This window comes from Clostridioides sp. LIBA-6822, from assembly GCF_056688955.1.
Genome location: NZ_CP196995.1, coordinates 2,585,680 through 2,599,225 on the forward strand (window position 1 = coordinate 2,585,680; position 13,546 = coordinate 2,599,225).

Annotated in this window: 10 protein-coding genes and 1 riboswitch; of the genes, 2 read left to right on the forward strand and 8 right to left on the reverse strand. The window is 27.9% G+C overall.

Annotated features, from left to right (window positions below; genetic code table 11):
• Positions 1 to 35: 35 nt before the first annotated feature.
• The 3 genes from pfkB to ACTG48_RS12340 all read right to left on the reverse strand — a co-directional run bounded on the left by pfkB (position 36) and on the right by ACTG48_RS12340 (position 3,657).
• Entirely contained in the window at positions 36 to 953 is a 918-nt protein-coding gene (gene pfkB / locus ACTG48_RS12330) for a 1-phosphofructokinase (protein WP_479916977.1), read from the reverse strand.
• A gap of 173 nt (positions 954 to 1,126) precedes the next feature.
• On the reverse strand, positions 1,127 to 2,905 hold the full coding sequence (locus ACTG48_RS12335) for a BglG family transcription antiterminator (RefSeq protein ID WP_479916978.1): 1,779 nt from the start codon (positions 2,903 to 2,905) through the stop codon (positions 1,127 to 1,129).
• Positions 2,906 to 2,916: 11 nt separating this feature from the next.
• Positions 2,917 to 3,657, reverse strand: a complete 741-nt coding sequence (locus ACTG48_RS12340) for a tyrosine-protein phosphatase (RefSeq protein ID WP_021385117.1) — start codon at positions 3,655 to 3,657, stop codon at positions 2,917 to 2,919.
• 274 nt (positions 3,658 to 3,931) lie between these two features.
• Here ACTG48_RS12340 and ytvI point away from each other — a divergent pair, with 274 nt between their 5' ends.
• Positions 3,932 to 4,993, forward strand: coding sequence for a sporulation integral membrane protein YtvI (ytvI, locus tag ACTG48_RS12345; protein ID WP_479916979.1), 1,062 nt, complete (start codon positions 3,932 to 3,934; stop codon positions 4,991 to 4,993).
• Between the two features lie 91 nt (positions 4,994 to 5,084).
• Here ytvI and ACTG48_RS12350 read toward each other — a convergent pair whose 3' ends face one another.
• Together ACTG48_RS12350 and ACTG48_RS12355 are read right to left on the reverse strand one after the other, a co-directional pair.
• Complete coding sequence (locus ACTG48_RS12350; protein ID WP_479916980.1) at positions 5,085 to 6,338, reverse strand: flagellar protein FliS; 1,254 nt, start codon at positions 6,336 to 6,338, stop codon at positions 5,085 to 5,087.
• 103 nt (positions 6,339 to 6,441) lie between these two features.
• Positions 6,442 to 8,562, reverse strand: coding sequence for a DNA topoisomerase III (locus ACTG48_RS12355; RefSeq protein WP_479916981.1), 2,121 nt, complete (start codon positions 8,560 to 8,562; stop codon positions 6,442 to 6,444).
• Positions 8,563 to 8,982: 420 nt separating this feature from the next.
• Positions 8,983 to 9,071: riboswitch (glycine riboswitch) on the forward strand.
• 186 nt (positions 9,072 to 9,257) lie between these two features.
• Between ACTG48_RS12355 and ACTG48_RS12360 the strand changes: the two genes are divergently transcribed.
• The gene (locus tag ACTG48_RS12360) at positions 9,258 to 10,625 is read left to right on the forward strand and encodes an alanine/glycine:cation symporter family protein (RefSeq protein WP_021385186.1); all 1,368 of its coding nucleotides are present in this window, start codon (positions 9,258 to 9,260) and stop codon (positions 10,623 to 10,625) included.
• A gap of 151 nt (positions 10,626 to 10,776) precedes the next feature.
• Here ACTG48_RS12360 and ACTG48_RS12365 read toward each other — a convergent pair whose 3' ends face one another.
• The 3 genes from ACTG48_RS12365 to ACTG48_RS12375 all read right to left on the reverse strand — a co-directional run bounded on the left by ACTG48_RS12365 (position 10,777) and on the right by ACTG48_RS12375 (position 13,282).
• Entirely contained in the window at positions 10,777 to 11,424 is a 648-nt protein-coding gene (locus tag ACTG48_RS12365; RefSeq protein ID WP_479916982.1) for a class II aldolase/adducin family protein, read from the reverse strand.
• 17 nt (positions 11,425 to 11,441) lie between these two features.
• On the reverse strand, positions 11,442 to 12,128 hold the full coding sequence (araD, locus tag ACTG48_RS12370) for an L-ribulose-5-phosphate 4-epimerase (RefSeq protein WP_479916983.1): 687 nt from the start codon (positions 12,126 to 12,128) through the stop codon (positions 11,442 to 11,444).
• Between the two features lie 95 nt (positions 12,129 to 12,223).
• Positions 12,224 to 13,282: a galactitol-1-phosphate 5-dehydrogenase gene (locus ACTG48_RS12375; protein WP_021385239.1), complete on the reverse strand. Its 1,059-nt coding sequence runs from the start codon at positions 13,280 to 13,282 to the stop codon at positions 12,224 to 12,226.
• Positions 13,283 to 13,546 lie beyond the last annotated feature (264 nt).

Here is a 13,546-nt window from a genome sequence, read left to right on the forward strand (position 1 = left end):
ATTCCTAATTTCCTTTCTATATATTTTAAAATATTTTAAAATCTATTTACAGATATTTCATTTACCAATTCATCAATGTATTCTCTTTTAGCTAAGTCATACGAAAAAGCAGTTGCACTACCTGAAGCAGCTCCCAATTTAAGAGCATAATCATATTTGCCTGTATTTAAATATCCAGATATAAATCCTGCCACCATTGAATCACCTGCTCCTACAGAATTTTTAACTTTTCCTTTAGGTACATTACTTATAAGTACCTCATCTTCTTCTGTAACCAACAATGCCCCATCTTTACCCATTGATACTAAAACATTTATGGCACCCATTTTCTTTAACTTTCTAGCATATTTTACTATGTCTTCATTTGAGTTTAATTTAACATCAAATAAATCTTCTAATTCATCACTATTAGGCTTAATTAGAAAAGGATTATATTTTAAAACATTAAGAAGGAGCTTTTTAGTTGCATCTACTACAACTTTTATATTTTTTCCTTCTAATCTAGACATTATATTTTCATATAGTTTTTCATCTAAAGTGGATGGAATACTCCCTGCCAATATTAAAATATCATTTTGATTTAATTTATCGAGTTTTTTATACAACAAGTCAATATATTCGTCATCTATATTTGGTCCTTGCCCATTAATCTCAGTTTCCTCTGATTCTTTTATTTTTACATTTATCCTTGTAAAACCATTTTTTAACCTTATAAAATCTGTCTTTAAATTTTTTTCTTCTAATGTTTTTATTATATATTCTCCAGTAAAACCACTTATAAAACCTAACGATGTATTATCATTCCCAAGCTCTTTAAGTATACGAGATACATTTATACCCTTTCCTCCTGGATAAACGTATTCTTCATTTACACGATTTGTACTCCCTGTATTTAATTTATCTAGTTTAACTATATAATCTATTGATGGATTTAATGTCACTGTATAAATCATCTTGCCACCTCTTTTTTATTTATTTACTTTATATTTATATCTTAACTTCATATTAATATCTCTGAAAGTCAAAAAATTTCTCTTAATTAAAAGAGAAATTTATCGTTTTTATTTTATTTAGTTTTATATTATCCAAACTTATAGGTGTATATGCAATGCTATATTATATATCTCTACTTAAATAGGTTTACAAACTTTTCAAAATTACTATTTTCACATATACTTATAACTTTTGCTATAGAATCTACTCTTTTATATATATTTGAAAATATAACTTCATAATCTAATATTTTGTCCTTATCGAGTGCTAACATTATTATTAAACGAACATCCGATATTTCCCAAGCAATAGGAGTCTTTAATATACCAATTGCTATCTTGTTTTCAAAAACTTTTCCAATCGCTCCATGTGGTATGGTTACCATATTTCCTATTTCAGTTGTAGCTATTTTTTCTCTTTCAAAGTAAGAATTTTTCATATCATCATCTATATAACCTTTTTGTACAAGTTTACTCGCCATAAAATCTATAACTTCTTCTTTACTTTTAAAATCTAAATTAGTAAAAAACAACTCATTGTCAAGCAAATTTTTTATATCTAAATCTAAATATATATTTCCTGTTTCTATATATTTTTCAATTAATTTAATTTCTTTTTCACTTAAAATTGGAGATATATTTATTACTGGTATATCTCCTATTTCAACAGGAACAGTAGATATTACAAAATCAACATCTATAACTTTTATATATTCAACTAAGTATGAAGGAATGACCTTTAATATTTCCAGTTTTTCTTTGAATATATTTTCCAATTTAGCCTTTATTAACATTGATGTACCTATCCCTGAGGTACAAACTATTATCGTCTTGAAAACCTTATCTTTATTGTTATAAGATGCCCTTTCAACAGCTCCTCCTATATGTAGAGCTATGTTTGCAACCTCATCCTCATTGATTTCTATATTTAAATCTTTTTCTATTGTTTTTTTAGCTATATTAGCTAGTTCAAAAGCAAATGGATATTTTATTTTGATATCTTGAGCTATTATAGGTGATTGATTTATACCTAGCTTTATTTTTTTACACAGACTACTAATATGCTTATATAAAAATTCCTCAAATATCTCATCACGACTTATATCTATTGATGTAGCCAATTTTAAATTTTTACAAAAGGTTTTTATTGAGTTTATTATAATTTCTTTGTTTTGTTCATTTTCTAGAATTGAACTTCTTTTATTGCTATAATTTTCTACAAAACTCTCTATAAACTCTTTTTCGTCACATTTATGTCTACTTAACATAACCAGTATGTTATTCAACACATTTTTAAATTCTACATCGGTTAATACCAACCCATTTTCATTTAATATATCTAGTAACATTTTTTTTATTATTAATCTTTTTTCTTTTATATCATTATTTAAAAAATCATTTAGAGTCAACTGATTGTCTCTCTTGTTACTCAAATCAATTATACAATTTAATATCCTGTCTTCACTTTCAGAAATACAGATACCTTGCTTATGCTTGGATTTAATTGAAATTGAATATTTTTCCAATATTCTTTTTACTTCTTTTAAATCATTTTTTACTGTTGAAACGCTTACATACATAGAATCTGCTAAATCTTCAAGCCTTATAGTATTTTTTTCTTCACTACTCAAGGTTAATATTTTTCGGATTATATATTCTACCCTATCTACATCATCATACAGATTACTATTTAAATTTACTTCATCAAAACTTCCCTCTAGTTTATAACCAACACCTCGTATTGATAGAATTTTACCATTTTTAAGCTGTTTATTAATATCCTTTATTTCATTTTGTATAGTTTTTGAAGAGCATCCTATTTCTTGACTTAAGGCAAGTCCACTAATTGTATCTTTAGAATTTAACAGGATTTTTATTATACTTATCTGTCTTGCTGTTATATTTAAACTCATAAAATCACCTTTTACTCTAGATATTGATTTCTTAATTTTTTTATTTCTTCTTTATCTAAATTAAATTCTCCATATAAATATTTTTCCACACTACTGTATTCTTCATCAATTCTTCTAAAAGCAGTTTTCATATATTCTTCATTTACACCAAATATATAATTTAATTTTTCTTTTGGAATTCCTTTAAATTTAGGCTTATATTCTATAAATCGTTCTATTTCTTTATCTGCAAATTCATTACTTTTTAGATAATCTTTCATTATATTCTCTCTTGATACACCTAAAATCATAAGAATTATAGCACTACCTACCCCAGTTCTATCTTTGCCTGCTGTACAATGATTTAATATTGGTAAATTAGAATAGTCCTTTATGAGTTCTACTAATTTTTTATAGGATGGATTATTTACAGGTAAATTATAGTAACTATTATTTAACATATTAAACGCACCATCTTTTTCAAACAATCCATCAATCATATCTTCAATAGAGCCAAAACTCCCTCCCGATTCTTCTAGCTCTCTCATAGCTGGAATTCTTATATTTTTTATATTTGATATTATTGTTGATGGATGTTTACGAGCTTCTTCATCACTTCTATAATCAAATATATATTTAATATTTAATTCTTTTAAAATCTTTATATCGTTCTTACTTAGATTTGATAGTTTTGCAGACCTATAAAATAAACCATACTTTACAATCCTACCATCTTCTGTTTTATTACCACCTAAATCTCTAAAGTTTTTCATCTTACCACCTCTTAAAAACTATCTATTGTCCTTCTGTTTAATATTTATAAATTAATTTTATCACAATTTCATATTGTTTATTTAAAATATTTTTTAGTATTTGGTTAGCAATTGTAAAATATAAAAGTATATCTTTATACAAAATTAACCTAAATTTTACATAATTTATTTACTTTGCAGAAGCTTTATAGTTTATAATCAATATACAGTAGTATATTTTATGTAAAAAAGACCATATTTAAAATAATATCAAATACATTGGAGGTTTTATATTATGGACATTCAAAAGCAAAAGAATTTTATAATTAAATTTACATATGTTGTCTTAATCGCAAGTATTGTATATATTGCGTTAAAATTCTTATTACCATTGTTGATGCCTTTTGTAATTAGTTTTATAATTGCATCCATCTTAAGACCTATTATAAGACTTATTAGAGATAGTACAAACCTAAATCGTACATTTATTTCTGTAGTAGTACTTTTAGCTTTTTATGGATTATGCATATTTTTATTAGTTAGTTTTGGTGCAAAAATATTTACAAGTGTAAGTGATATATTTTTTAGGCTTCCTGAAATATATAAATCAAATATACAGCCAACACTAAATACTTTATTTTCTAAAATAGATGCTAGTACACCGAATGTTAACCTAGCATTGATACTTGGTTGGGATAATATAAGCCAATCAATGATGTCTTTAGTAGCCTCTGTTTCAACAAATGCACTTAATGCCATCGCAAGTATTGCAAGCAAAACACCTGCATTTATGCTAAAACTTATTATTACTTTAATTGCTTCTTTTTTCTTTACTTTTGACTATCAAAAAATAGTAAATTTTATCTTAAAACAATTTCCAGAAAAGAGTCAATTAATGATAATAAATATAAAAAATAGTAGCATTAATGCTCTTTTAAAACTATTAAAAGCCTACGCAATACTACTATCAGTGACATTTATAGAACTACTTATTGGACTTAATATCCTAAGAGTTGAAAATTCATTTACTATAGCTGTCATCATAGCACTTGTTGATATTTTACCAGTCTTAGGGACAGGAAGTATTTTGACACCTTGGATGATTATTTCATTAATTAATGGTAATATCCACTTAGCAGTAGGGCTTCTAATACTATATATAATTATAACTGTTGTTAGACAAATACTAGAACCAAAAGTAGTAGGACACCAAATTGGTCTATATCCTTTAATAACCTTAATGTGTATGTTTGTTGGAGCTCAACTTTTTGGAATAGCTGGATTATTTGGATTTCCTATTGCAGCTACAATCATAAAAAATCTACACGATAATGGTATTATTACTGCATTTAAATAAATTAATTTTTGTATTTTTATTTAAATATATTTTCATCATTTCAACAATGAAAAAGAGGCTTATATCTCTATTTTGAGACAGCCTCTTTTTTCTAATCTTTACAGATAATATCAATCATTTCTTTATATTCATTTTCATTATTTAAAACATCTACATTTTTAAATTTTTTCTTTATTTTTTCTTTAATATCTAATGAATAAGATATTGTATATGGAATAAATTTCTCTATTTCTTTTATATATTCTTTAGAAAAAAATTCAGCATTATACACTACAGAAAATAAAATCAACATTAAGCAATCGTTCTTTACCATACTTATTACAGATTCATTTTTATCATTAATTTTAAAACTATCTATTAATTCAATAGTAAAATTTATTAATTTATTTGCAATTTTATCTAAAGTTCCATTTTTTGCTGTTTCTGTCATAACAGTTTTATGATTGTATTTTAAATCTTCTTTTATATCCTGTAAATCATCTGATATCTGTAATAAAAAACCATATCCAATGCAAAACTCTACTTCTTCCTTTGTCATCAGTCCGCTTATTAAGTATCCATCTACTAAAACAGAGGAACCACCTTTTTCAATAGAAATGGATAATAATTCTTCTTTACACAGATAGCTTTCTATATCTTGTTGTCTTAAACTCTTCACTTGACTTTTAAATATTAATAATAGTGACTCATAGACTTTTTTAAATTTTTCTCTAGGATAAACACTTTCAATATAGTCTATCATTTGAGATACTTTACTTTCATGATGATTATTAGTTTTAATTTTTTCTCCCAGTAGCCTTTTTTTTAACCCGCTATTAAATAAAACCTTATCAGTTTCATTTATATTTGTATCATCTAAATAATTATCTGTATATGGATATAACATGCTATATGCAAAGTTGGCTTTAGAATAATAGACTTCTTTACCAAACAATAATTGTAATGCATTTGAAATCCATACATTTCTCATAGCTTGCATAATATCACCTACAGGCAAAGCATCATCAAATTCTCTGGCATCTCTAATAAACTGTTTTGTTATATCTAAAAATTTTTTTCTATCTTCAATATCCATTTTTTCCAACTTAAAGATATTTTCTTTTTCTAGGGTTTTTTGTAAGAAAACCTCACCTTTTTTTACCCACATTCTTCTCAATACAAAATCACTTGGATATTTTTCTAAGTGAAGTGATAATGTATCTATCAATTTATCCAGTTCTTTTTCACTCTTTTTTTGCGAATTTTTACTATATGTTTCTATATTCTCAGATAATTCAACACTTGAATTATTCCATGTATTCTCACATTTTTTACAATAATATTCAAATATATCATTCAAATCCATTCAACAGCCCTACTTTCATGCCTAAATTATACACTATATTATATCAGTACATATAACTAATATATAGTTAAAGTTCTAATTGTGTATAATAATAACATAAAAATTATTTATTTTTCAATTTAGCTAGTGCTTCTGCAAATGGATTGTTAAATGTTTCTTGATTTTTGTTTTGATTTTTTAAGTATTGATTTACATCTTTTTTTGATGCTTTCTTTTTTTCTTCCTGCTTTCTTTTATTGAAAGATGACATTTTTTCTCTATATCCACAACTACAAGTGAAGACTCTTCCCTCTCCTTCTCCACGAAGTTCTAATTTTTTATGACAATTAGGACATCTTGAATTAGTTACTTGTGATATAGTTTTTCTAGTATTACATTCTCTATCTTCACAAATCAACATTTTACCTTTCTTACCATTTACCTCTAGCATGAATTTACCACATTCTGGACATCTATTTTTAGTTAAGTTATCATGCTTAAATTTATTAGCACTATTTTTTACTTCTAAGACAATGTCTTTTGAATAATCTTTCATGTCATTTATAAATGTATTTTTATTAAGTTTTCCCTTTGAAATCTCCAATAATTTTTTTTCCCATGAAGCTGTAAGTTCTGGTGTTTTCAAATCCACTGGAACTAAATCTAATAATTGTCTACCTTTTGATGTTATATATATATCTTTATTTTTCTTTTCCATTAAAAATGAATTGAATAATTTTTCTATTATATCTGCTCTTGTAGCAACTGTGCCAAGCCCATTTTTTTCCATAGCTGTTAATAGTGTCCCCTCATTTAAGTATGGAGGTGGATTTGTTTTACCTGAAGTCATCTTTAGTTCCTTAACTTTAAGTACATCCTTTTCTAAAACATTTGGTATACTTTCATACACATCTTCATCCTCAATATCCTTATAGCTTTCCTTCCAACCTAAATTGATTACTTTGTTTCCCTTCGCTTTAAATACTTCTCCTTCTACATTTGCATTTATGGTTGTCTGTTCATATTCAAAAGGAGGAGACAATACTGCTAAAAATCTTTTTACTACAAGATTATATATTTTTCGCTCTTTATCACTAAAATCACTCATAAATACCTTCTGCTCTGTTGGTATTATTGCATGATGGTCTGTTACCTTTGAATTATCAACAAAAGATTTATTAGCTGTAATATTGCTTTTTAATAATTTATTACATATTTTTGAATAATCACTAACATTTACAGCTTTTATCCTGTCTTTTAATGTTCCAACAATATCTGATGTTAAATATCTAGAATCAGTTCTAGGATAAGTAAGTACTTTATGATGCTCATATAGTTTTTGCATTATAGATAAAGTTTCTTTTGCTGAGAACCCAAACATTTTATTTGCATCTCTTTGCAACTCTGTTAAATCATATAATGCAGGTGAATATTTTTTCTTATACGATTTGCTTACTTCAGATATTTTTATATCTAAATTTTTAACCTTTTTTAATATAGACTCTATCTTTTCTTTACTAAATGTTGAAGAGTTATTATTCTTATCACTCCAAATAAACTTTATATCTAAACTTCCCTTTGTAGCAATTAACTCTATTCCATAATACTCTTTTGGTTTAAAATTTCTTATTTCCTCTTCTCTCTTAAGTAACATAGCAAGAGTAGGTGTCTGAACTCTTCCACAAGAAAGTTGTGCATTATACTTTGTTGTCAAAGCTCTAGTTGCATTTATTCCAATAATCCAGTCAGCTTCTGCTCGTGCTATTGCTGAATGATATAGATTTTCATATTCTTTTCCATTTTTTAATTTTGCAAAACCTTCTTTTATCGCTTTATCTGTACTTGATGAAATCCAAAGACGTTTTAGAGGCTTTTTTACTTGTGATTTTTCTATTATCCATCTTGCTACAAGCTCTCCCTCACGACCTGCATCTGTTGCTATAACTATTTCATCTATATCATTTCTATTCATTTGAGCTTTGACTGTATTAAACTGTTTTCCACTCTTTTTTATTACAACAGTCTTTAGATGCTTAGGAAGTATTGGCAAGTCTTCTAAGCTCCATGATTTATATTTTTCTCCATAACTTTCAGGGTCAGCAAGCGTAACCAAATGGCCTAATGCCCAAGTAACCACATACTTTGGACCCTCTATATACCCATTTTTTTCATTTTTTGAACCCAAAACTTTTGCTATATCTCTTCCAACAGAAGGTTTTTCTGCTAGTACTAATACTTTTCCCATCTAAAAATACTTCCTTTCTCTATATTCAATCTCATATTACACTTAAAATCTAAATAAATAGAACCTTTCTTAATATCGTAACTATAATATTACCATAATTTAATCATATCTAATTAATTATTTAAGATTTTTTTATTTAAAACTTGTTTTATGCCTAATTTGTATGCTTATTACGATATCCATTTTCACGTATATTACTTATATTTTTAAATTTATAATTCGTAATTAGACTTACATTTTTATATTTTTTTACTGTTTTTTAATTTTTCAGTTGACAAAACATAAAAACTTATATTAATATTATTAATACAATAAGCTATGACAAATCAATATCCGGTTAAGATTTTATAGAAGAGTTGCTATATAGCACACCGAAGGAGTAACACTCTCAGGTACTTTTTAAAAGTAGGACTGTAAAATTTACGGAACTCTGGAGAGACCCATTATGGGCGCCGAAGGGGCAAGGCTTTTATGCTCAATCTCTCAGGCAAAAGGACAGGGATTATCTACCAAAATCAGTATTATTAATACTTTTATTTTGGTTGCTAATTAGTGTATATCCAGAGCTGAATCTTTTTTAGATTTAGCTTTTTTTATTACACTAGAAATTATAATAAATTATACTTATTTCCTGTCAATTACTTCATTAAAAATTCTATTGATTGTACAAAGCAAAAAAATGAGGGAGTGTTTTTATGAATCTAATTGATATTTTAAACAAAGTTGATGCTTTTATTTGGGGACCACCCTTGCTAGTACTACTAGTTGGTACTGGTATATTACTTACTGTTAAACTTGGAGTTATACAAATAACTAAACTTCCAAGAGCTCTTAAATTAATCTTCTCTGCTGAAAACAAAGGTAGTGGTGATGTTTCAAGTTTTGCAGCCTTATGTACTGCACTAGCTGCTACAGTTGGTACTGGTAATATTGTTGGTGTTGCTACAGCTATTAAAGCTGGTGGACCTGGTGCTCTTTTTTGGATGTGGATAGCAGCATTCTTTGGAATGGCTACTAAGTATTCAGAAGGTGTTCTTGCAATAAAATATAGAACTAAAGACAAAAATGGTCAAGTATCTGGTGGACCAATGTATTACATAGTAAATGGTATGGGTGAAAAATGGAGACCTCTTGCAATATTTTTCGCTATAAGTGGTATATTGGTTGCACTTTTAGGAATAGGTACTTTTACCCAAGTAAATTCAATAACAGATGCGATAAATAGCAGCTTTGGTGTAGACCCTAGAATCACAGGTGTTATATTAGCAGTATTTGTAGCGTTAGTCGTATTTGGAGGTCTTAAAAGTATATCTAATGTAGCTACTAAGATAGTACCTTTTATGGCTGTTATATACATTGTAATCTGTGGAATCATTTTAATATCTTTTTGGAACAAGATACCAGAAACTTTTATGTTAATAATTAAAAGTGCTTTTACAACTACTGCTGCAACTGGTGGTTTCCTAGGAGCAACTATTTCACTGGCTATTAGAAATGGTATAGCTCGTGGTGTATTTTCAAACGAATCTGGTCTAGGTAGTGCTCCAATAGCTGCAGCTGCGGCTAAAACTGAATGGCCAGCAGAACAAGGTCTTATATCTATGACAGGTACTTTTATAGATACTATTATAATCTGTACACTTACTGGATTCTCTCTTGTTATTTCAGGAGTATGGTGTTCTGACCTTAATGGAGCTGTTATGACACAAGCAGCTTTTAATGGAGCAATTCCTACATTTGGACCAATATTACTTACAGTTAGTTTGACATTATTTGCATTTACTACAATTTTAGGTTGGAGTTATTATGGAGAAAGATGCTTTGAATTCCTATTTGGTGTAAAAGGTATGAATGGATATAGAACTGTATTTGTCGCTATGGTACTTTTAGGTGCATTCTTAAAATTAGAAGTTGTTTGGATAATTGCCGATATTGTAAATGGACTTATGGCAATACCTAACCTAATAGCTTTACTTGCACTATCTCCGATAATAGTGTCTGAAACTAAAAAATACTTTGAATATATAAATTCGCCAGAAAACCAGTTAAAAAATAATGCATAAATAAAAAATATAGAATTCCAAGTCAAATTTATATGACTTTGGAATTCTATATTTGTTTAAAAAGTATACTAAATATATTTACAAAAAACACTAATTCATATAAATAGCATATCTAGACTTTAATTAATCTTCTTAATGTAAATTATCTATATTAAAATTTTACTTCTTCTGGATATTCCCATGATTTAAATTCATCAATATCTAATACTTCAGGCTCCTTAAACTGATTTAACATTAAAGACCTATAATATATTTCTGCTACCTCTTCTACATATCTTGATTTTAAAAATGCCTCTTCTAAGTCATTACCTACAGTTGTTAATCCATGTCTTTCTAATAAACATGCATCTGTATCTAGCAATAATTTTGAAACGTTTTTAGCTAGTTTCAAAGTTCCTGGTCTCTCATATGGAGCAATATCCACATAACCACCATAATTAACAGATTCATATACAATTGGTATAATAGGTTTCTTTGCTACCGAAAATGATGTTGCATATAAAGAGTGAGTATGTGATATAGCATTTACATTGTCTCTTACTTTATATATTTCAATATGCATCAATACCTCACTACTCGGTTTAATACCTTTCTTTACTTCTATTACATTACCATCTAAATCCAACACACAAATATGCTCAATTTTCAATTCTTCTCTCCCTATACCTGAAGGTGTTATAAGAACATATCCAGTCTCTCTATCTCTAATACTAAAATTACCAGCCTTTTCTTTACATAAACCATAATGTTCTGCTTTAATTGCTATTTCCACAATTTTGACCTTTAAAGACTCCAGCATAATTTACCTCCAGATAATCATTTTTGACCATAGTATGCATTTTTTCCATGTTTTCTCGAAAAATGTTTATTCATAAGCACTTTATCCATAATATTGTCAGGACTCATTAATTCTGTATAATAGGCCATTTTTGCAACTTCTTCCAAAACTACTGCATTATGTACAGCCTCTTTTGCATTTTTACCCCATGCAAAAGGACCATGGTCATTCACAATTATTCCTGGACAATAAATTGGATTTTTACCTATAAATTCTTCAACAATTACATTTCCAGTTTCCTTTTCATAATCATTGCAAATTTCTTCTCTAATCATTTTTCTGGTACATGGTATACTTCCATAAAAATAATCTGCATGAGTAGTACCACATGCTGGTATAGATTTTCCTATCTGAGCCCAAATCGTTGCCCAACTTGAATGTGTATGTACTATTCCTCCTAATTCTTCAAACTCTTTATATAAAACGAGATGAGTAGGAGTATCTGAGGACGGTTTTAATTTACCATCAATTATATTTCCTTCTAAATCAACAACTACCATATCTTCTACAGTCATACTACTGTACTCTACACCACTTGGTTTTATCACTACCAATCCTTTTTCTCTGTCTATGCCACTTACATTTCCCCAAGTATAAGTAATTAGTCCTTTTGCAGGTAATTCTAAATTTGCTTTTAATACCTCTTCTTTTAAACTTTCTAACATTTTTCTTCCTCCTATAGTTTGTTTAGAAAAATTATTTTTATTTTATCTAATATCCGAATTATAGAGTTTAATTATTTTTTATATTTGTTTAATGTTTATATTTCTACTAGGATTTTATTGAAATTAATCTCTCTCTTGCTCATTTTGCTTAAAAAGTCTCCTACTTCATTAAGACCTATTTTGTGTGAAATCATTGGTGTAAAAACAATATCACCCTTTTCCATAAAATCCAATGTTGCTGTCCACGCCCTTCCAGGATAAGGACTTGTATATGAATTCCAAGAACCTTGCAAAGTAAGTTCTCCACGTAATATACACTCAGTAGCTTCTACACTAAGTGGTAGTTCTGTGTGTGATATTCCCACAAAGACTATTTTCCCTCTTTTTTTTGCTATGAGCAAAGATTGCTCTTGTGTAAACCTACTACCAGCAGTTTCTATAACAACATCAGCACCCTCATTTGTTATTTTTTTTATTTCTTTAATTACATTTACTTCTTTTGAATTCAATGTATAATTTGCCCCTAGAGATTTAGAAAGTTCTAACTTTTCATCAAAAATATCAATAGCTATAATTTTAGATGCACCAAAGACCTTTGCCCATTGTATAGTAAACTGACCTATTGGACCACATCCTAACACAACTACACTATCTCCTACGTTAATATCCGACTTTGAAATTCCATGATAAGCTATAGTTGCTGGTTCAATTCCAGCAGCAGTTTCATAATCCAGTGTATCTGGTAATTTTAAAATGTGTTCTTCAGGTACTCTCACATACTCTGCCAATGCTCCATTCACTCTCGTACCAATTATATTGTAATCATCACACAAACCAAAATTACCATTTTTACAGTAATCACATTTTTTACAAGGTACTAATGGGGCAACAGTTACTCTATCTCCTACCCTAACATTTTTTACTCTGTGTCCAACTTTAGCAACTTCTCCAGAAAATTCATGACCTAAAATTAGTGGATAAGCCGTATTTCCACTCAGACCACTTACCATAGACCTAGGTAAATCCGAACCACATATTCCAACATACTTTACATTTACAAGTACTTCTTTCTCTGCTATTTCTGGTATATCAACCATTTCATATCTAACATCACCTACATTGTATAATACTGATGCTCTCATTTTATCTGCCATATAAATATCTCCTTTCATGCTATATACTTATATATAGCAATATCTATGCCATACAAAAAACAAATAGCTTATTCAAGCAAATACCTTATATACAAAGTGTTTTGTTAATATGAATTACATTTTATAAAATCAAATTACATTATTGTATAAACATAAAAGAGTATGTTTTAAATAGTAAAACAAATTTTAAAAAGTCGACTATAAGAATACAGTAAATTATAAATATATACAAAATAAAAAGGAATCTATATTTCATTTAAATAC